Origin of the sequence: Aminobacter sp. Y103A, from assembly GCF_030294925.1 — a bacterium.
Lineage (GTDB): Bacteria > Pseudomonadota > Alphaproteobacteria > Rhizobiales > Rhizobiaceae > Aminobacter > Aminobacter ciceronei.
This window is the reverse complement of the sequence record NZ_AP017986.1, coordinates 163,313-182,723: the sequence shown is the minus strand read 5'-3', so window position 1 is coordinate 182,723 and position 19,411 is coordinate 163,313. Positions and strand designations below refer to the sequence as shown.

General features: G+C 64.7%; 14 protein-coding genes. 9 read left to right on the top strand and 5 right to left on the bottom strand.

Annotated elements, in window-relative coordinates:
• Positions 1-3 precede the first annotated feature (3 nt).
• Positions 4-2,181, top strand: coding sequence for a malate synthase G (locus Amn_RS00910; protein WP_286294279.1), 2,178 nt, complete (start codon positions 4-6; stop codon positions 2,179-2,181).
• A 127-nt stretch (positions 2,182-2,308) separates the two neighbouring features.
• Positions 2,309-3,865 (top strand): VOC family protein, encoded by a 1,557-nt coding sequence (locus tag Amn_RS00905; protein ID WP_286294278.1) that lies wholly within the window; start codon positions 2,309-2,311, stop codon positions 3,863-3,865.
• Between the two features lie 17 nt (positions 3,866-3,882).
• Here the strand turns inward: Amn_RS00905 and Amn_RS00900 are convergent, their stop codons facing one another.
• From Amn_RS00900 to Amn_RS00890, 3 genes are read right to left on the bottom strand one after another with little or no spacing between them, the layout of a single operon-like run.
• A complete protein-coding gene (locus tag Amn_RS00900; RefSeq protein ID WP_286294277.1) occupies positions 3,883-4,836 on the bottom strand; it encodes a ring-cleaving dioxygenase in 954 nt (317 codons plus the stop codon).
• 59 nt (positions 4,837-4,895) lie between these two features.
• Positions 4,896-5,216: a 2Fe-2S iron-sulfur cluster-binding protein gene (locus Amn_RS00895; RefSeq protein ID WP_192312616.1), complete on the bottom strand. Its 321-nt coding sequence runs from the start codon at positions 5,214-5,216 to the stop codon at positions 4,896-4,898.
• Positions 5,217-5,230: 14 nt separating this feature from the next.
• Positions 5,231-6,487, bottom strand: a complete 1,257-nt coding sequence (locus tag Amn_RS00890) for a cytochrome P450 (protein WP_286294276.1) — start codon at positions 6,485-6,487, stop codon at positions 5,231-5,233.
• Between the two features lie 171 nt (positions 6,488-6,658).
• Between Amn_RS00890 and Amn_RS00885 the strand changes: the two genes are divergently transcribed.
• From Amn_RS00885 to Amn_RS00870, 4 genes are all read left to right on the top strand, one after another.
• Positions 6,659-7,489: an AraC family transcriptional regulator gene (locus Amn_RS00885; RefSeq protein ID WP_192312623.1), complete on the top strand. Its 831-nt coding sequence runs from the start codon at positions 6,659-6,661 to the stop codon at positions 7,487-7,489.
• Positions 7,490-7,585: 96 nt separating this feature from the next.
• Entirely contained in the window at positions 7,586-8,389 is an 804-nt protein-coding gene (locus tag Amn_RS00880; protein ID WP_286294275.1) for an arginine deiminase family protein, read from the top strand.
• Between the two features lie 277 nt (positions 8,390-8,666).
• Entirely contained in the window at positions 8,667-10,820 is a 2,154-nt protein-coding gene (locus Amn_RS00875) for a ferredoxin family protein (RefSeq protein WP_154385211.1), read from the top strand.
• A gap of 17 nt (positions 10,821-10,837) precedes the next feature.
• Entirely contained in the window at positions 10,838-12,370 is a 1,533-nt protein-coding gene (locus Amn_RS00870) for an indolepyruvate oxidoreductase subunit beta family protein (protein WP_246670767.1), read from the top strand.
• 17 nt (positions 12,371-12,387) lie between these two features.
• Here Amn_RS00870 and Amn_RS00865 read toward each other — a convergent pair whose 3' ends face one another.
• Complete coding sequence (locus Amn_RS00865) at positions 12,388-12,942, bottom strand: MarR family winged helix-turn-helix transcriptional regulator (RefSeq protein ID WP_154385213.1); 555 nt, start codon at positions 12,940-12,942, stop codon at positions 12,388-12,390.
• A gap of 210 nt (positions 12,943-13,152) precedes the next feature.
• Positions 13,153-13,944 carry a cyclase family protein gene (locus Amn_RS00860; protein WP_154385214.1) on the bottom strand — a complete coding sequence of 264 codons (792 nt, stop codon included), beginning with the start codon at positions 13,942-13,944 and terminating at the stop codon, positions 13,153-13,155.
• Positions 13,945-14,509: 565 nt separating this feature from the next.
• Here Amn_RS00860 and Amn_RS00855 point away from each other — a divergent pair.
• The 3 genes from Amn_RS00855 to Amn_RS00845 are packed head-to-tail and all read left to right on the top strand — an operon-like array spanning position 14,510 to position 19,410.
• Positions 14,510-15,784, top strand: coding sequence for an ABC transporter substrate-binding protein (locus Amn_RS00855; protein WP_286294274.1), 1,275 nt, complete (start codon positions 14,510-14,512; stop codon positions 15,782-15,784).
• A gap of 27 nt (positions 15,785-15,811) precedes the next feature.
• Positions 15,812-18,109, top strand: a complete 2,298-nt coding sequence (locus Amn_RS00850) for a molybdopterin guanine dinucleotide-containing S/N-oxide reductase (RefSeq protein ID WP_286294273.1) — start codon at positions 15,812-15,814, stop codon at positions 18,107-18,109.
• Positions 18,106-19,410 (top strand): NAD(P)/FAD-dependent oxidoreductase, encoded by a 1,305-nt coding sequence (locus Amn_RS00845; RefSeq protein ID WP_286294272.1) that lies wholly within the window; start codon positions 18,106-18,108, stop codon positions 19,408-19,410. The genes Amn_RS00850 and Amn_RS00845 overlap by 4 nt, the downstream gene beginning before the upstream one ends.
• Position 19,411 lies beyond the last annotated feature (1 nt).

The following is a 19,411-nucleotide window of genomic DNA, read 5'->3' as shown; positions in this document are numbered from 1 at the left end:
CCCATGACCCAGACCTATGAAAGCGTCGCCGGCCTTTCAGTCCACCCGGCGCTGCGCGCCTTCGTCGAGCAGGAGGTGCTGCCCGGCGCCCGGCTTGAACCCACGGCGTTCTGGAGCGGGCTTTCGGATATCATTCGCGACCTCGCGCCCCGGCATCACGAGTTGCTCGCCATTCGCGACGAACTGCAGGGGAAGATCGATGCCTGGCATCTGGAGCACAAGGGCAAGCCGCATGACGGCACCGCCTACGAGCAATTCCTGCGTGACATCGGCTATCTGGTGCCGGCACCTGCCGCCGACGCCTACCAGGTGGCGACCAAGAACGTCGACGCCGAGATCGGCACCATTGCCGGCCCCCAGCTGGTGGTGCCGCTGTCCAATGCCCGCTACGCGCTGAATGCCGCCAATGCGCGCTGGGGTTCGCTCTATGACGCGCTCTACGGCACCGATGCCATTCCCGCGACCGGTGGCGCCGAAAAGAGCAAGGCGTTCAACCCGGCCCGTGCCAGGCTGGTCATCGCCCGTGTCCGCGAATTCCTCGATCAGGTCGTGCCGCTGGCTGCCGGCCGCCATGCCGACGCTGTCGGCTACATCGTCGAGCGCGGCAAGCTGCAGGTGACCTTGGCCGACGGCAAGAAGATCTGCCTTCGTTCGCCCAGCCAGTTTGCCGGCTTCACCGGCCCGCGCCATGAGCCGAGAAGCGTGCTCCTGGTCAATAACGGCCTGCATATGGAGCTGGTGCTCGACCGCGAGCATCAGGTCGGCGCGCTCGACGCCGCCGGCATATCAGACGTGGTCATCGAGGCGGCGATCTCGATCATCATGGATCTCGAGGATGCGGTTTCATCCGTCGACGCCGAAGACAAGATTGTCGTCTACCGCAACTGGCAGCGCCTGATGGACGGCAGCCTGAGCTCGGAATTTGTCCGGGACGGCAAGACCGTCACCCGCAAGCTGGTCGAAGACCGGGTCTTCACCGCACCCGGCGGCGGCACGCTTGTGCTGCATGGCCGTTCGACAATGCTGGTGCGCAATGTCGGCCACCACATGTTCACAGACGCCGTGCTCGACGCGGCCGGCAAGCCGGTGCCCGAGGCAATCCTCGACGCGGCGATCACCGTTGCCAGTGCGGCACAAGACATCCGCGGCGAAAATGCCATACGCAACAGCCGCACCGGTTCGGTCTATGTCGTGAAGCCGAAAATGCACGGCCCCGACGAGGTCGGCCTCTCCGACCTGTTGTTCAAGCGCATCGAGGAGCTCGTCGGCCTGCCCAAATACACGATGAAGATCGGCGTCATGGACGAGGAGCGCCGCACATCAGTCAACCTCGCCGCCTGCATGTCCAAGGTGCGCGACCGCACGGTGTTCATCAACACCGGCTTCCTCGACCGCACCGGCGACGAGATCCACACCTCGATGGAAGCCGGCCCGATGATGCGTAAGGCCGAGATGGCAAGCGCCACCTGGCTGAAGGCCTATGAGGCGAACAATGTCGATGTCGGCATTGCCCGCAACCTTCCCGGCCGCGCCCAGATCGGCAAGGGCATGTGGGCGGCCCCCGACCAGATGGCCGGCCTGCTCGACAAGAAGATCGCCCATCCGCTGGCCGGTGCCAGCACCGCCTGGGTGCCGACACCGACGGCAGCCGTGCTGCATGCCATGCATTATCACCTCGTCGACGTCGAAGCCGTCCAGGACGAACTGCGCGGCAAGGAGCATGCCTCGCTGACCGACCTTTTGACCATTCCGTTGGCGCCCCGCAGCTACAGCGCAGACGAGGTCAAGGCAGAGCTCGAAAACAACCTGCAGGGCCTGCTCGGTTATGTCGTGCGTTGGGTCGGCCAGGGCGTTGGCGTGTCGACCGTACCCGACCTCGACGATGTAAGGCTGATGGAAGACCGCGCCACCTTGCGCATCTCCTCCCAGCACGTCGCCAACTGGCTGCGCCACGGCATCGTCGGCGAAACAGAGGTGCGCGAAACGATGCGGCGCATGGCAGCTGTCGTCGACCGGCAGAATGCCGAAACTGAAGGCTACGCTCCATTGGCGCCAAACTTCGACAGCCCGGCGTTCAAGGCGGCCGAAGACCTGGTGTTCACAGGACGCACGCAGCCGAGCGGCTACACCGAGCATGTGCTCCATGTCAGGCGCCGCGAGACCAAGGCGCTGTCGGCCTGAGGCCCGCAAGACCAGATCGACTGGCCCCGCTTGTCGGGGCCTTTCTTTTTGGCCAATCGAACATCGGTTGCACCGACTGCCCGGCTGAGGGAATGTCGGCCGAAAGCAAATCGGCCGGAGGTGCATCATGGGCGCAGGCATCCATCACATCACGCTCATCACCCGCAAGGTGCAGGCCAATGTCGACTTCTATGTCGGTTTCCTCGGGCTCCGGCTGGTCAAGCAGACCGGCGGTTATGAAGACGCGACCCAGCTTCACCTGTTCTATGGCGATGGCGCAGCCAAGCCGGGAACGTTGATCACCTTCCTCGTCTGGGAGGACGGCGGACCCGGCCGCATCGGCCACGGCCAGGCGAGCGAGATATCGCTCGCCATCGATCCGGCCAGCATAGGGTTCTGGCTGACGCGGGCGCTGTCGCATCACATCGAGATTTCGGGCCCGATGGAAGAGATGGGCGAGCCGACGCTCAGGCTGAAAGACCCCGACGGAGTGATCGTCAAGTTGGTCGGGGTGGCAGGCTTCCCGGCCCCGGTGGATTGGGACGGTTCGAGCGTTCCGGTCGAGCACGCCATCCGCCGCATCCGCGGCGCCACCATCATGACCGAGGTGCCCGAGCTGACCGAAAGTTTCATTGCCAAGCATTTTGGCTATCGGCCCCAGACGAGCACCGAGTTCATCCGCCGGCTGATTTCCGACTCCGGCGACGTTGTCGATATCCGCGACGCCAAGGGTTTCTGGTCGAGCGCGCCGGGTACCGGCACCATCGACCACATCGCCTTCCGTGCCCAAGACGTCGCCGAGGTCGAACGGGTGCATGGCGAATTGGGCTCCAGCAATTCCTCGATCACCAACGTGCATGACCGCAAGTATTTCTACTCGCTCTATGTGCGCGAACCGGGCGGCACGCTGATCGAGCTGGCGACCGATGCGCCCGGAATGGCGGTGGACGAAGCCCTGGACGAACTCGGCACGCATCTGTTCGTGCCGCCCGACCGCGCCGACAAGATCGATGAGCTGAAGACGATGCTGCCGCAATTCGCCTGGCCGGGCGAGGAGCGCGTCATCTATCGCGAACTGCCTTTCGTGCACCGCTTCTATACGCCCGAAAATGCAGATGGCACGACGATCGTGCTGCTGCACGGCTCGGGCGGCAACGAGACCAGCCTTCTCGCCTTCGCCGCCAAGGCCGCGCCGAATGCCACCCTGCTGGCACTGCGTGGCCGCGCCACCGACGAAGGCGCACCACGCTGGTTTCGCCGCTTCTCGGCCAACAAATTCGACCAGGCCGACATCAGGTCGGAGGCCAAGGCGCTGGTCGCCTTCGTGGAGGGAGCCATCGAGGCTTACCGGCTCGATCCGGCAAAGCTAGTGTTTCTTGGGCACTCCAACGGCGCCAACATGCTGGCTGCCGCCATGCTGTTGCATCCTGGCGCCATCAGGCGGGCGGCGCTGCTGCGCGCAGCGATGGTGCTGGAACAACCGCCGGCGGCCGACCTGTCGAATACCGAGGTGCTGTCGATCGCGGGCGACGTCGACGTGTTCAGCAGCTTCGGCCCCGAACTCGCCGACCTGCTGCGCGACGCCGGCGCCGAGGTCGATGCCCGCACCATATCCTCAGGCCACGCTTTCGAGGCGGCCGATATCGAGATCGTCAGAGACTGGCTGGCCGCTCGCAATCTCTAACGGCGCGCCTTGCCGGGTCATACCAGAGGCTTGAGCCTGGCCTCGATCGACGCCCGCCTGTCCTCGAGGAACGGCGGCAGCGACAAGCGTTCGCCGAGCGTCTCCATCGGCTCATCGACGGCGAAACCCGGGCCGTCGGTAGCGATCTCGAACAGCACGCCGGCGGGCTCGCGGAAATAGAGCGAACGGAAATAGTAACGCTCGACCTCGCCACTCGACGGCAGCCGAAACTCCTGCAGCCGCGCTGTCCATTCGTGGATCTGCTCGACGTCTGGTGTGCGGAAGGCGACGTGATGGACGCCGCCTGCACCTTGCATCGCCGGATTGAGTTTTGGCTGGACGGTGACGTGCAACTCGGCCGCAGGCCCGCCCTCACCCATTTCGTAGGTATGGACATGGCCTTCGCCATCGGGCGAGGGAAAATCGAGCAGCTTGCGCAGATTCATCACCCTAGTCAGCACCAGCTCGGTGTTGGCGAGGTCGGGCACGCTGATGGTGATCGGCCCGAGGCCCCTGATCTGGTGCTCTGATGGAATTGTACTTGCCGACCACTCGTTGGCCGGTCCCTTGCCGCCGTCGTCGACCAGCCGCAGGCGCTGACCCTCGGGATCTTCGAAGTCGACCGACTTGTAGCCGCCAATGTCCGTTGTCTCCGAGGCGTCGATGCCCTTGGCTGCAAGGTGCTCGCGCCACCAGTCGAGCGACGTTTCGCCGGCGACGCGCAGGCCGGTGCGGCAGATGCTGTGGGTGCCGCGCTTCTCACGCCCCACCGGCCAGTCGAAGAAGGTCAGGTCCGAGCCCGGGCTTGCCTTTCCGTCGGCATAAAACAGGTGGTAGGCGCTGGTGTCGTCCTGGTTGACCGTCTTCTTGACCAGCCGCATGCCCAGCGTCCCTGTGTAGAAGCGCAGGTTACCAGGCGCATCCGCAGTAATGGCGGTGAGGTGGTGAATGCCCGTCAGTTGCAGCGTCATCAGAGCCTCCTGTTACCGGGAAGCCTAGAGATAGCGCCTTTGGGCCGTGGCGGCCACGCTCAATATTGCTCGCGCGGCAGGTGCACGACGAGGCCGTCGAGGGCGGCTGACATCTTGAGCTGGCAGGTAAGCCGGCTCCGCTCCGTCGGGTTCATCAGGCATTCGATCATGCCCTGCTCGGAATCGTCTGCTGCAGGCAGCTTTTCGGTCCAGCTCTCGTCGACATAGCAGTGGCAGGTGCCGCAGGCGCAGGAACCGCCGCATTCGGCGAGGATCTGGTCGATGCCGTTGGCAACGGCCACCGACATGACGCTCTGGCCTTCATTGGCCGTGAGTTCGGTTGCCAGACCGTCGGCGTCGACGAAGGTTACGCGATACATGTTGTTCTCCTGGATCAGGCCGGGGTCAGCGTCAGGCGCAGCGCCTTGGGGCCACGCACGGACAGGCCGGGCTTGTATTGGGGCTCGGCTTCGGCGAGCGAAATCGACTTCAGCCGCTTGATCAGCGTGGTGAAGATCACCTCCATGTCGAGGCGCGCCAGATGGTTGCCGAGGCAGAAATGGGCGCCGCCGCCGAAAGCGAGGTGACGGTTGGGGTTGCGGCCGACATCGAAGCTGCCGGCGTCTTCGCCGAAGGCTGCCGGGTCGCGGTTGGCGGCGCCATAGAGCAGGCCGAATTTGGTGCCGCGCGGGAACGCCTTGCCGCCGACCATGCAGTCGGTGGTCGAGTAACGGTGGAAGAAGGGCAGCGGCGATTCGAAGCGGAACATCTCCTGGATCGCTGTGTGGATCAGGCCCGGATCCTGCCGCAGACGCTCCATCTGGTCGGGAAAGCGCAGCAGCGCATGCATGCCGGAGGCGAGCACGTCGATGGTCGAGCCGTGGCCGGCCATCAGGATCAGCATGCACGTCGAGACCAGCTCGTCTTCATTGAGGAGACCGGCATCCTGCGCCGCCATTAGCCGGGTGAGCAGGTCTTCCTGCGGTGCGGTGCGGCGCTCGGCCATCAGCTTGAGCAGGTAATGGTAGAATTCGGTCGTCGCCTGCTCGGCCAATGCCTTGCGCTCGTCGGAGCGATTGATGTCAAAGAACTGGACAACCCGTTCCGACCAGACGCGCAGCTGCGGGCAATCCTCATCAGGCACGCCAAGCACGCGGCCGATAATGTGGCCCGGCACCTGGGCGGCGAGGTCCTCGACGAAATCGATCTCGCCCTTGCCGATCAGGCCGTCCACCAACTTGTCGACGAAACTCTGGATCATGCCACGCTGCCGGGCGATGAAAACAGGCGTGAACTCGCGGAACACCTGCTTGCGCAGCCGGTCGTGAACGTCGCCGTCGCTGTCGAGCATGGAGAACTGCACGAAGCGCTGATGGTGTGGCATGTCGAGCCAGTTCTGCCGGCGCTTCTGCTCAGTGATCTCTTCTTCGGACATGAAGAATTCGGGCGAACGCACCATCGAGTTGTCGCGGGCGATGCCGGCGACGTCGTCGAAGCCGGCGACCAGCCACATGTCGAAGTCAGGGAAGAACTGCGGCTCCCCCTTGTCGCGCAGCGCCGCATAGGCCGGATAGGGGTTCTGGGCGAAGGCGCGCGACAGCGGCTCGAATGCCGTGCCTGATACGCTTGCCTTTGGGGTAGCGGTCGCCATCTTGTCGCTCCAACTGGATTGCCGCCACGATGCGGCAGCTGTCGTCATAGGCTAGCGCCAACGGCGCCGATATGAATGCACCCCAGTCGCGCCTTGATGGATAAAACTCGCATCGTCGGCGACATGCCATTACAACGCTGGCAACGGACGAGCTTACCGGCCTGCGCAAAAATGACCAAAGACCACCGCGACGAGATCCTGTTCCACACACCTGGGCGGCACGCCGAGGCCTATCCCTACAAGATCCTGGTCGCCGGGCGCACGCACTTCACCGAAAACGACGGGCTGGTGACGCGGCGCTTCCACCACCACACGCTGATCCTGACCATCTCAGGCCGCGGCCTGATCGAGATCGCCGGTCAGCGCTTCGCCGCCGGAGCCGGAAGCGTCGTCTGGCTCGATACGGCGATGCAATATGCCCATGGCTGCCACGCCGAGGCCGACCATTGGCACTATTTCTGGATGAGTATCGACGGCCACGGCCTCGACGCGGTGTTCGCCTTCCTGCGTGTCGGCCAGTCGCCGGTCTTTTCGGGATCTGTCACCGCCGAGCCGCTGTTCGAGCAGGCGATCGGCACGCTCGGCCATCGCAGCCAGACCACCGACGCGCTGTCGAGCGCCATTGTCGGCCAGCTGATCGCGCTGCTGGTCGCCGAACGCGGCGAGCAGGAGGAAGACAGCAGCGAGCGCATCCAGCGGCTGATGCGGGCGCTGAGGGCCGACATCGCCCGCAACTGGCAAATCGAGGACATGGCGGACATTTCCAGCCTCAGCGCCTCACAGCTGCACCGCCAGTTCCGCCAGAAGACCGGCACCACGCCGATGGACTGGATGCGCCACGAACGCATGAACTTCGCCAAGCGGCTTTTGACCTCCTCCGATGCCAAGATCTCGGCGGTGGCCTTGAGCTCAGGCTATGCCGATCCCTATCATTTCAGCCGCGACTTCCACCGCATTTCAGGCCAGTCGCCGAGCGAGTTTCGACGCGCACGCGGGCAGTGACGCATCCGCAACCCTGGCCCATGTCCTGCCCGTCGACATGCCAGATGGTTTCGGGCAGGCTGCCGTCAATCCAAACCAGCAAGATGAGCACGCCGCATGACATCGAAGCCAGCCGTCTACGAATTCAACGCGGCGATCGTGCGCGAGCCGGCGCGCTCGGTGGTCAACGGCCTGCGCGCCGACGATCGTGGCAACCCGACCTATGATGGCGTCAAGGCGGAGCACGCGGCCTACATCACAGCCATGCAGGCGGCGGGCGTCGAGGTCACGGTGCTGCCGGCGCTGGATAACTTCCCCGACTCGATCTTCGTCGAGGACCCCGCACTGGTTTTCCCTGAGGGTGCGATCCTGCTCCGGCCCGGCGCCGAGACCCGGGTCGGGGAAACCGCAGAAATCGCCCCGACACTGAAGGCGATGTTCAGCACCGTGCTCGACCTGCCGTCATCAGGCTTCGCTGACGGTGGCGACGTGCTGACCACGCCCCGGAGCGTGATGATCGGGCTGTCGGCCCGCACCGACCGCGCCGGTGCCGAAGGCCTCGTCGCCAGCCTCGACCGCCTCGGACGCAAGGGCGAGATCGTGCAGACCCCGGAAGGCGTGTTGCATTTCAAAACCGACTGCTCGCTGCTCGACGAAGAGACGATGCTGACCACCGAAAGGCTCGGCCGTTCTGGTGTGTTCGATGGCTTCCGGCAAGTCACCATCCCGGCAGGTGAGGAGCCAGCCGCCAACGCGCTGCGTGTCAACGGCGTGGTGATGGTGGGTTCCGACTATCCACGCACAATCGAGATGCTCGACCGGCTCGGCTACAATGTGGTGTCGCTCAAGACGACCGAGATCGGCAAGATCGACGCCGGCCTATCCTGCATGTCGCTGCGCTGGCATCGGCCAGCCAGCTAAGCGGAGCTTTTGGCGTTGCAGTCGCACGCCGTGACGCTGGGCGATCGTTTTATATATGCACAGACATGCATCACACGTATCGATCAAGGAAGATCGCTACTCGTTCGACTGCTTAATCTTTCGACCCTTTGATCCACCCCGCAGCGATTGACAGATCCATGCATTTTCATGAATATGCATTTTCATAGATATGCAGCTCGACGCCCGGCAAGCCTGGCGGCCCTGAGGGGCGTCGAGCCATGGTGGCAGCGGTCTTGCCACGCCTGGGAGGGTCGACATGGCGGAACGGTCTTTTGCGCGGGAGGTCGAAGACCTCAAGCTCGGTGAGGGCGATCTCTTTCGCGGCGAGGGCATCCTCGCCATCACCAAGGCGCTGCTGCAGTCCGGCGTCTCTTATGTCGGCGGCTACCAAGGTTCGCCGATCTCGCATCTGATGGACGTTCTCGCCGATGCCAAGCCGGTGCTCGACGAGCTCGGCGTGCATTTCGAGTCTTCCGCTTCCGAAGCCGCTGCGGCCGCCATGCTGTCCGCCTCGGTGATGTACCCGCTGCGTGGCGCGGTGACCTGGAAATCGACCGCCGGCACCAATGTGGCCTGCGATGCGCTGACCAACCTGGCGTCGAGCGGCGTCAAGGGCGGCGCGCTGATCATCCTCGGCGAGGACTATGGCGAGGGCTCGTCGATCCCGCAGGAACGCAGCCATGCCTTCGCTATGAAGTCGCAGATGTGGCTGCTCGACCCGCGCCCCAATCTCGAATCGATCGTCAAATCGGTCGAAGACGGTTTCGAGCTGTCGGAAGCGTCCAACACGCCTGTGATGATGCAGGTGCGCATCCGCGCCTGCCACGTGCATGGCCAGTTCGTCGCCAAGGACAACAAGCGTCCCGAATTCACGATCAAGGAGGCGCTGGAGAATCCGGTGCGCGATCTCGACCGCATCGTGCTGCCGCCGGTGTCGATCACCGTGCATGACCGCGAGAAGATCGAGAAACGCTGGCCGGCGGCCATCGATTTCATCAAGAGCCGCAAGTTGAACGAATGGTTCGGCCCCGACGCGGGTGATGTCGGCATCATCCTGCAAGGCGGCATGTACAATTCGGTGATGCGGGCGCTGCAACTGCTGGGGCTCGCCGACGCCTACGGCAACACAGCAATCCCGCTCTATGTGCTCAACGTCACCTATCCGCTGATCGACGACGAGGTGTCGGCATTCTGCGCCGGCAAGCGCGCCGTGCTGATGGTAGAGGAAGGGCACCCCGACTATCTCGAGCAGGCGGTGAACTCGATCCTGCGCCGGCGCGACATCAACACCAGGCTCGCCGGCAAGGGTGTGCTGCCGATCCGCGGCGACTATACGGCGGCCGTGCTGATGAACGGCATCCAGGCGTTTCTCGAGGAGCATGCCGTAGCCCTTCTCGGCAACCGCCCGCCGTTGCCCAGCGCCGATGCGGTGCTTGCCGATCCGAAGGTCAAGGCGCTTAACGCCGTCGTGCCCGCGCGCCCCGCTGGCTTCTGCACCGGCTGTCCGGAACGGCCGATCTTCGCCGCCATGAAGCTCGTCGAGCAGGAGCTCGGCGAACACCACGTCTCGGCCGACATCGGCTGCCACCTGTTTTCCATCCTGCCGCCGTTCAACATCGGCGGCTCCACCATGGGCTACGGCCTCGGGCCGGCCTCTGCCTCGGCCTTCAATGTCGACGCCGGCAAGCGCGCCATCTCGGTGATGGGCGATGGCGGCTTCTGGCACAACGGGCTCACCACCTCGGTCGGCAACGCCGTCTACAACAAGCATGACGGCGTCATCATGGTCGTCGACAACTACTATTCGTCGGCGACCGGCGGGCAGGACATATTGTCGTCACGCGCCGACAATCCGGAGCGCTCGACCAACAACTCGATCGTCAAGGCGGTAAAGGGCATCGGCGCCAAATGGGTGCGCCAGATCGACCGCACCTATGATGTGGCGAAGATGCGCGACACGCTGAAGGAGGCGCTGACCTCGAAGGAGGAAGGGCCGAAGATCATCGTCGCCTCCTCTGAATGCATGCTCAACCGTCAGCGGCGCGAGAAGCCGCTATTCTCCAAGGCTGTCAAGTCGGGCCAGCGCATGGTGCGCGAACGCTTCGGCGTCGACGAGGACACCTGCACCGGCGATCATGCCTGCATCCGCCTGTCAGGCTGTCCGTCGCTGTCGCTCAAGCATACCGACGACCCGCTGCGCGACGATCCGGTGGTGGCGATCGACAACACTTGCGTCGGCTGTGGCAATTGCGGCGAGGTCTCGGAGGCGGCAGTGCTGTGCCCGTCCTTCTATCGCGCCGACATCATCTACAACCCCACCCGGCGCGACCGTTTAGCAGCCAGACTGCGCAACGCCGTCATCGGCTTCCTGCAGCGCCGCCGCGAAGCCAGGCGCGTGGTCTTCGGGTGAACGACATGAGCAGTCCGATGACCACCATAGCCGCCGACGACAAGCCGATCTCGATTGCCATCCTCGCCATGGGCGGGCAAGGCGGCGGCGTGCTCGCCGACTGGGTGGTGGCGCTCGCCGAGGCCGAGGGCTGGGTCGCCCAGTCGACCTCGGTGCCCGGTGTTGCCCAGCGCACCGGTGCCACGATCTATTATGTCGAGATGCTCAAGCCGAAGGACGGCCAGATGCCGGTGCTGTCACTGATGCCGACGCCCGGCGACGTCGATGTCGTGCTGGCAGCCGAATTCATGGAAGCCGGCCGCTCGATGCTGCGTGGACTGGTCACGCCGGACAAGACGACGCTGATCGCCTCGACGCATCGATCCTATGCGGTCGGCGAAAAGGAAGTGCCGGGCGACGGCACCGGCGATCCGCTCGCCGTCGCCGATGCTTTCGGCGTCGCGGCCAGGAAGACTATTGTCTTCGACATGCAGACGCTGGCCGAAAAGAATGGCAGCGTCATCTCGTCGGCGATGTTCGGCGCCTTGGCCGGCGCCAATGTCCTGCCGTTCACGCGCCAGGCCTTCGAGGCTGCGGTGCGCGCCGGCGGCAAGGGCGTCGAGGCCAGCCTGCGTGCCTTTGGCGCCGCATTCGACAGAGCCCGCGACGGCACGCCTGATAAACTGGCCAGGAAGCCTGAAAAGCTGCTGCCGGACGCACCTTTGTCGGTCGGCCATCCAAAGCTCGACCGGCTGCTCGACCGCATCCATTCCGAGTTCCCGCCAGTGCTGGCGCCGATGCTTTATGCCGGCGCGAAGAAGCTCGTCGACTTCCAGGACCCGCGTTATGCCGAGGAGTATCTCGACACCGCGTCGCGCCTGCTCACGCTTGACCGAAACGCCGGCGGCGAAACGAGGAACTTCGGCTTCAGCCAGGAGATCGCCAAATATCTCGCCATCGCCATGGCCTATGACGATGTCGTGCGGGTCGCCGACCTCAAGACGCGCGCGACGCGGTTCGAACGCGTCCGCAAGGAGATCGGCGCTACCGGCGAGCAACTCGTCTACACCACCGAATACATGCACCCGCGCGCCGAGGAGGTTGTCGGCACGATGCCGGCGTCCCTCGGCCAGTTCATCGAGAACCGCCCGGCGCTGCTCAAGTTGCTGGAGCGCCTGTTCAGCAAGGGCCGGCGCGTGCGCACCGGTACCGTCGGCTGGTTTTTGGCCCTCTATGCGCTCTCCAGCCTGAAGCCGATACGCCGCACCATGCTGCGCCACAAGCGCGAGATGGCGCATATCGCAAGCTGGCTGGAAATGGCGTCATCCCTGCTGCCCGCCAATTATGAGCTGGCGTCAGCGGTGGTCGGCAGCCGTCGGCTGGTGAAGGGCTATTCCGACACCCACAGCCGCGGCCAGGGCAAGTTCGACAAGGTGCTGTCGGCAGTGCCCCTGCTCAAGGGGCGTGAGGATGGCGGAACCTGGCTCAAGCGCCTCGTGCAGGCGGCGTTGCAGGACGAGGCCGGCAAGTCGCTCGACGGCGCATTGGCGACGGTCCGCAGCTTCGTCTGACGCGCTCGCGCCGTAGCTTAAGTCTCGGCGTCGGCCTTTCCGTCGCCGTTCTTGACCGTTGCGTCACCGCCGCCGCCGATCCGGTCGATGTTGCGCAGGACCTTGTGCAGCGTGACGATGAAAGCGTCGTATTCGTCGGGCTCGATGCCCTCGAACAGCTGCGAGAAGATGCCGAACAGCACCGGCCAGAACTGCTGGAAGACATCGCGGCCGGCGTCGGTGATGTGCACTTCGCGCACGCGCATGTCGTCAGCGCGCGACTGGCGCCGGACAAAGCCCTGCTCCTCCAGCGCGTCGAGCGTACGGCTCATCGTCGACTGTTCGACAACCGCGAGGAATGACAGCTCGTTGACGGTAAGCCCGGGCGAGATCGTCAGAAGGGCGATCGCCCGCATCTTCGGCGTGGTCAGGTCGAGCGGGCGCAGCCGTTCCTGCAGGTTGGCGTTGTAGCTTGCCGACAGGCGGTTGATGAGGTGCGGGGCAAAGCGGTTGAGCCCGATTTCGCCGAGGCTGGGCAGACGGTTGCCATCTCCAGCTTCCCTGAACGACCCGGTGAAGTATTTCGTGACCATTGCTACCCGTTCGGCTCGATGGAGTTCGACGCTGTCCGGATTGCCATGAAGCCGATTATCCGGCAACCGTCCAGAGCGTCTCACCTGGCATCAAATGAAAAGGCCGGGCGCCACAAGGCAACCCGGCCCTACGCCTCGTGATGGCTGGTACCCATCCATCTCGAGGCGACAGCGGCGGTGGGAGCCGCCGCAGTCCCCACTGAGGCTCGATCAGGCGCGTGGCGCGAGCGCGAAGGCGCGCACCGGGCTGCCAGTGCCGCCGACAATCTTGAGCGGCGCCACGACCAGAACGGCACCGGTGGCCGGCAGCTTGTCGAGGTTGCACAGGCTGGCGAGGCCGTAGCTGCCGACTTCGAGCAGCAAGCTGTGCGCGGGGAACGGCGGATCCATCGCCACCGCGCTGCCGGCATCGGTGCCGACGCATTCGTTGCCGAAACCGAGCACGCCGCGCTCGACAAGCAGACGAACGCAGTCGACGCTCGGCCCGGGCGTATGCGGGCCATTGTCGTCTGCGTTCAGAAAGGCCTCGGACGAAGTGTTGCGCGGATACCAGTCCGAGCGCATCAGCACCCAGGCGCCACGCGGTATTTGACCGTGCACCGCCTCCCAGGCCTTTACGCCATCGGCGGTCAGCAGGAAGTCCGGATTGCCGGCGACCTCCTTTGAACAGTCGATAACGACGCAAGGTGCTACGAATGACTGCGGCGACACCGTGTCGGTGGTGCCCTGGGCGACATCCTTGCCGGAGATCCAATGCACCGGGGCATCGAAATGGGTGCCGGTGTGCTCGCCGAGCTCCATCCAGCCCCAGGCCCACCACGGACCGTTGGCATCATAGCGCGAGATCTCGTGCATCTTGAACTTCGGCGTGTTCCTGGCGAAGTCCGGCGGCAGGTACAGGACCGGCGTATCTGGCCCCAGCGGTGCGGTGAGGTCGACGATCTGGACCGCGCCCGTGGCGATTGCCGACGCGAAATCCGCCAGCGTCTGGTTGGCTGTCATCTTGGCTCTCCTCCTCTTTGCCCGGTCCGGAAGGCCAGGTTTGTTTCAGCCTAATCAAGTCATATGCATTTGCAAATATTATTTTTGCCTAGATGCCAACAAGGCTGGCATCCTTCAAGCTCGAATATCCCCGCATGCATGGTTTCGGCGCGGTTTGACTGACCAAGGGGCAGCTGTCGAGATGCCAGCGGGCCTGATTTTGACCCCGGCAGGCCGCTGCATTGTGCCTGCTTTCGCCTTCAGGGCAGGTGAAAATTTTCCGAGCCGGCACAAATTCGACAAAAATCCGAAAATCGGACGCTTCGCTTTTCTCCTGCGTTAGGCGGCTACGAAAGACGCTGCTAAATAAATCAAACGTCTGATTACAATCACGTATTTCGGCATTTCCTCCGCCGTTTCGGTCTCAACTCCACGTCTTCCGGCCTCGCTTTACAACCGCAAAATTTTGTGCGCTTATGATCAAATGATGGAAGTGAGGAACGTTTCCGCGACGGCTTGACCAACGGGGCACCAAGGCCTGAGACGAGCACGCGGCTGCCATCATCCAAACAAGGGGAACGGACTGATGAACAAAACCAAGGGCCTGATGCTGGCCAGCCTGCTTGCAGCCACCGCATTTTCCACCACCTCGGCAATGGCCCAGGACGCCGCTTGCCCGGTCAAGATCGGCGGCGTGCTGTCGCTGACGGGATCGATGGGTGTGGTGGGCAAGGCCATCGGCAACAGCGCACAGCTCGCCATCGCCAACATCAACGAAGGCGGCGGCGTCAAGGGCTGCCAGGTCGAGTTCGTGCTGCGCGACGATCAGGGCCAGCCCAATGTCGGCGTCGACGCCGCCAAATATCTCGTCGATGTCGAGGGCGTGAAGGCACTGTCGGCGAGCATCGGCAGCGGCGTCACCATCCCGATCCTGACCTCGGTATCGGCTCCGTCGCAGATCCCCCAGATCGCCTGCTGCTCGTCAGCCCCGGTGCTGACGACGATGGCGCAGGAAGGCAAGACCGGCGGCTTTTTCTTTCGCACCTTCCCGGTGGTCAAGAACCTCTCCTACCTGCCGGCCAAGATCGCGGCCGACCGCGGCCTCAAGCGCATCGCGATGATCTATGTGAACACCGACTACGGCGCGAGCCTGGTCAAGGATTTCACCAAGGCGACCGAGAAGTTCGGCGGCGAAGTGGTCAAGGCTGTCGCCTTCAACGAAAACCAGGCGTCTTATCGCGCCGAAGTTTCGGCGGCGCTGGCCGAGAAGCCCGATGCGATGTTCATCGTCGCCTTCCCACAGGACGGCGCCACCATCGCCCGCGAATGGATCTCGCTCGGCGGCACGCAGCAGCTGATCCTCAACAACGCGCTGCGCAGCCCCGACTTCGTCAAGGCGGTCGGCGCCAAGTACCTGACCAAGGCGTTCGGCACTGACAACACCTCGACCCAGAGCGCCACGCTCGACGAGTTCAAGGCGGCGTTCAAGGCGGCTTACAACATCAGCGCCGACGGCCCTGGCATTTCCAACGAATATGATGCCGTAACGATCCTCGGCCTTGCCATGAACATCGCGCCCGACCTGTCCGGCCCTGCGATCCGCGATGCGATCCGCAAGACCCAGACGCCTGGCGGCGAGGTCATCGGCACCGGCCCGGCAGAGTTCAAGAAGGCACTGGAGCTGGTCAAGGCCGGCAAGCCGATCAAGTATGTCGGCGCGCTCGGTCCAATCGAGTTCGACGTCAACGGCGACATCAGCGGCCCCGCGCTGACCTGGCACATCGAGGGCGGGGAACTGGTCATCGACAAGACCATCAGCGCCGAGGATATGGCGAAGCTGCTGGCGGAAATCGACGGCTAAGGCAGCAGCAACAGGTACGGGACGGGCATGACCAGCTACACGCTTTCCCATTGGGGCACCTACGAGGTCGAACCCCGCGGGAACGGCTTGCCCGCCCTCAAGCCGTTCAGGCGCGATCGGGACCCGAGCCCGATCGGCCTTTACCAACTCGACCCGGCGCTCGACAGGCTCCGGGTCCGGCGCCCGGCGATACGCAAGAGCTGGCTCGATCACGGCCCTGGCACTGCAGCGGAACGACGCGGCAGCGATCCCTTCGTCGAGGTCGAATGGGACCTCGCCCTCGACCTCGCAGCCGCCGAGATCGACCGGGTCCGGACGAGCCACGGCAATGCGTCGATCTTCGGTGGCTCCTATGGCTGGTCGAGTGCCGGCCGCTTTCACCACGCGCAAAGCCAGGTGCACCGCTTCCTGAACTCTGCCGGCGGCTATGTCCGGCATGTCGATTCCTACAGCCTGGGCGCCGCCAATGTCGTGCTGCCGCATATCGTGGCCAGCATGGACGAACTGATGGCCGGCCATTCCTCCTGGGACACGCTGGCCGCGCATTGCGAGCTGTTCGTCAGCTTCGGCGGCGTGCCGGTCAAGAATGCGCAGATCAATGCCGGCGGCGTCGCCCTGCACGGCGTGCCGGCGGGCCTTGCCGGCATGCGCGCGGCCGGCACCCGCTTCGTCAATATCGGCCCGGTGCGCGACAATTTCGGCGCCGTCTCCGATGTGGCCGAATGGATCGCCTGCCGACCCAACACCGACACCGCCCTGATGCTCGCGCTGGCCTGGGTACTCTACAGCGAAGACCTGCACGACGAGGCCTTCCTCGACCGCTGCTGCACGGGTTTCGAGAACTTCGTCCCCTACCTCACCGGAGCCACCGACGGTGTGCCGAAGACACCCGAATGGGCCGAAGAGATCAGCGGCGTGCCTGCCGGAACCATTGTCGATCTTGCCCGCCATATGGCATCGGCACGCACGATGCTCAATGTTTCGTGGTCGATGCAGCGCGCCAGCCATGGCGAACAACCCTACTGGATGGTGGTGACGCTGGCGGCAATGCTCGGCCAGATCGGGAAACCTGGCGGCGGTTTCGGCGTCGGTTATGGCGCGGCAAATCTTGTCGGCAGCGCCCACACCCGCATCAAGGGGCCGACGCTGTCGCAGCTCAAGCCGGGCATTCCCGACTTCATTCCGGTCGCCCGCATCGCCGACATGCTGCTCAATCCCGGCGCGCCCTTCACCTACAACGGCAAGACGCAGACCTACCCCGACATCCGCCTGATCTACTGGGCCGGCGGCAACCCGTTCCACCATCACCAGGATCTCAACCGCCTGCTCAAGGCCTGGCAGAAGCCCGACACCGTCATCGTCAACGAGCAGTACTGGACGCCGACAGCCAAGCGCGCCGACATCGTCTTGCCGGCGACAATCTCGCTCGAACGCGACGATATCGGTTCCGCCACGCTGGAGGCCTTCATCGTCGCCATGAAGCAAGCAGTGCCGCCGGCGGGAGAGGCGCGCGACGACTACGCCATCTTCGCCGAATTGGCCGAGCGGCTCGGCTGCGGCGAAACCTTCTCCGAAGGGCTCGACGCGACGGGCTGGCTGTCGCGGCTCTACGAGGAATGCCGGCCGCTCAATCGCGCGCGCGGGCTCGACCTGCCCGATTTCGAAACCTTCTGGCGCGATGGGCTGATCGACCTGACCCCACTCGACCAGCCGGTCACCATGCTTGCCGATTTCGTCGCCGATCCGGAGCGCAAACCGCTCGGTACACCGTCGGGCAAGATCGAGATCTTCTCGCAGCGTATCGCCGGCTTCGGCCTGGACGACTGCCCCGGTCATGCGACATGGATGGCACCGGTGGAGTGGCTGGGCGCCGGGCTCGCCACCAGATATCCGCTGCACCTTCTGACCGACCAGCCGGCGCGCCGGCTGCACAGCCAGCTCGACGCCAGCCCCCACAGCGCCGGCGGCAAGTCGAATGGCCGCGAGCTGGTCTACATGAACCCTCGGGATGCTGCGCAACGCGGGCTGGAACAAGGACAGATCGTCGAGCTGTTCAACGACCGCGGCCGCTGTCTGGCCGCCGTCACCATCACCGGCGACATCATGCCCGGCGTGGTGCGGCTCAACACCGGCGCCTGGTTCGATCCGGACCCCGTGACCGGGCTCGAAAAGCACGGCAACCCGAACGTGCTGACGCTCGACATGCCGGCGTCCGGCCTGTCGCAAGGCTGCAGCGCCCAGACGTGCCTTGTAGAGATCGCCGCCTTTGCCGGCCCGCTTCCACCTGTCACCGCCTTTTGCCTGCCGGACTTCGCGACATCATGACCACCGCACAGAGCGCGCCGCACCAACACATGCGTACCGTGTGGTGGCAAACCGCCAATCCGGCCCCTGTCACCCAGCCCTTGCGCGCTGCAAGCAAGGTCGACGTGGCAATCATCGGCGCCGGCTTCACCGGCCTGACCGCTGCACTCCACCTCGCCCGACGCGGCGCGCGTGTCGCCGTGCTCGAGGCGGAGACGATCGGCAGCGGCGCGAGCGGACTCAATGCCGGTTTCGTGGTGCCGAATTTCGCCAAGGCCGACCCTGCGGCGGTGGTTGGCAAGCTTGGCGAGGAACGCGGCTACAGACTGCTGCAGATGATCGGTGGCGGCGCCGATCGCGTCTACGCGACCATCCACGAACATGGCATCGCTTGCGATGCCGAGCAGGTCGGCTGGATGCATGTCGCGCATTCGGAAACGATGCTCGGCACCCTCGAACGCCGGGCGCAGGCCTGGCAGGCACTGGGCCGTCCGGTGCGCATGCTCAATGGCGGCGAGGCGCGCCGCCGCGCCGGCCTCAGGCACAATGCCGGCGCCCTCATCGATGAGAGCGGCGGCACACTGCACCCGCTCAACTACGCCTATGGATTGGCGAGTGCTGCCATCAAGGCCGGTGCATCGATCCACGAACACACACCTGTCCAGGCCGTGGAGCGGTCGAACGATGGCTGGCGGCTGACCAGCGGACAAAGCACGATCGACGCCGATAAGGTCCTGCTGTGCACCAATGCCTCGGAACAGGGCGCCGCCCGCCGCCTCGGCCGCATCGTCGTGCCGCTGCGCGTCTATCAGATTGCCACCGCCCCGCTCGACGAGGTCACTGTGCGGCGCATTTCGCCGGAGCGGAACCCCGTTGCCGACACGCGTGCCAATCTCTTCACCTTCAGGCTCGACCGCAACAACCGGCTGATCAGCGGCGGCATGTCGATGCTTCCGCTTGGCGCCGAGGCGCGCATGGCCGCGATGGTCGCCGGGCGCCTGCAGGCCGAGCTCGGCTTGCCGCGACCGCCTGCCGTCGAAAGCATCTGGCGCGGCACCGCCGCCATGACCACCGACTTCCTGCCACATGTCTATGAGTTCGGCCCGCGCTTCATCGGCGGCATCGGCTGCAACGGCCGAGGTATCGCCTTGACCGCCATGCTCGGCGAGGTGCTGGCCGACGCTGCGTCAGGCACGCCGCTCGACGCGTTGCCGATCCCCGAGGCTTCGCCGCGCGCCCTGCCGTTTCGCAGTTTCGCCGCTGCAGCCCCGTCAGTCGCCATCGCCCAGGCCAGGTGGCAGGACCGGCGCCAGGGATTGTAAT

What these genes read in the sequence shown, in the direction of transcription:
- Amn_RS00900 (WP_286294277.1), bottom strand. Translation starts at nt 4,836, where the DNA reads ATGACGCTGCAACTGACGGGCATTCACCACCTCACCGCCATTACTGCG.
- Amn_RS00855 (WP_286294274.1), top strand. Translation starts at nt 14,510, where the DNA reads ATGAACAAAACCAAGGGCCTGATGCTGGCCAGCCTGCTTGCAGCCACC.
- Amn_RS00875 (WP_154385211.1), top strand. Translation starts at nt 8,667, where the DNA reads ATGGCGGAACGGTCTTTTGCGCGGGAGGTCGAAGACCTCAAGCTCGGT.
- Amn_RS00890 (WP_286294276.1), bottom strand. Translation starts at nt 6,487, where the DNA reads ATGGCGACCGCTACCCCAAAGGCAAGCGTATCAGGCACGGCATTCGAG.
- Amn_RS00910 (WP_286294279.1), top strand. Translation starts at nt 4, where the DNA reads ATGACCCAGACCTATGAAAGCGTCGCCGGCCTTTCAGTCCACCCGGCG.
- Amn_RS00850 (WP_286294273.1), top strand. Translation starts at nt 15,812, where the DNA reads ATGACCAGCTACACGCTTTCCCATTGGGGCACCTACGAGGTCGAACCC.
- Amn_RS00860 (WP_154385214.1), bottom strand. Translation starts at nt 13,944, where the DNA reads ATGACAGCCAACCAGACGCTGGCGGATTTCGCGTCGGCAATCGCCACG.
- Amn_RS00905 (WP_286294278.1), top strand. Translation starts at nt 2,309, where the DNA reads ATGGGCGCAGGCATCCATCACATCACGCTCATCACCCGCAAGGTGCAG.
- Amn_RS00870 (WP_246670767.1), top strand. Translation starts at nt 10,838, where the DNA reads ATGACCACCATAGCCGCCGACGACAAGCCGATCTCGATTGCCATCCTC.
- Amn_RS00885 (WP_192312623.1), top strand. Translation starts at nt 6,659, where the DNA reads ATGACCAAAGACCACCGCGACGAGATCCTGTTCCACACACCTGGGCGG.
- Amn_RS00845 (WP_286294272.1), top strand. Translation starts at nt 18,106, where the DNA reads ATGACCACCGCACAGAGCGCGCCGCACCAACACATGCGTACCGTGTGG.
- Amn_RS00895 (WP_192312616.1), bottom strand. Translation starts at nt 5,216, where the DNA reads ATGTATCGCGTAACCTTCGTCGACGCCGACGGTCTGGCAACCGAACTC.
- Amn_RS00865 (WP_154385213.1), bottom strand. Translation starts at nt 12,942, where the DNA reads ATGGTCACGAAATACTTCACCGGGTCGTTCAGGGAAGCTGGAGATGGC.
- Amn_RS00880 (WP_286294275.1), top strand. Translation starts at nt 7,586, where the DNA reads ATGACATCGAAGCCAGCCGTCTACGAATTCAACGCGGCGATCGTGCGC.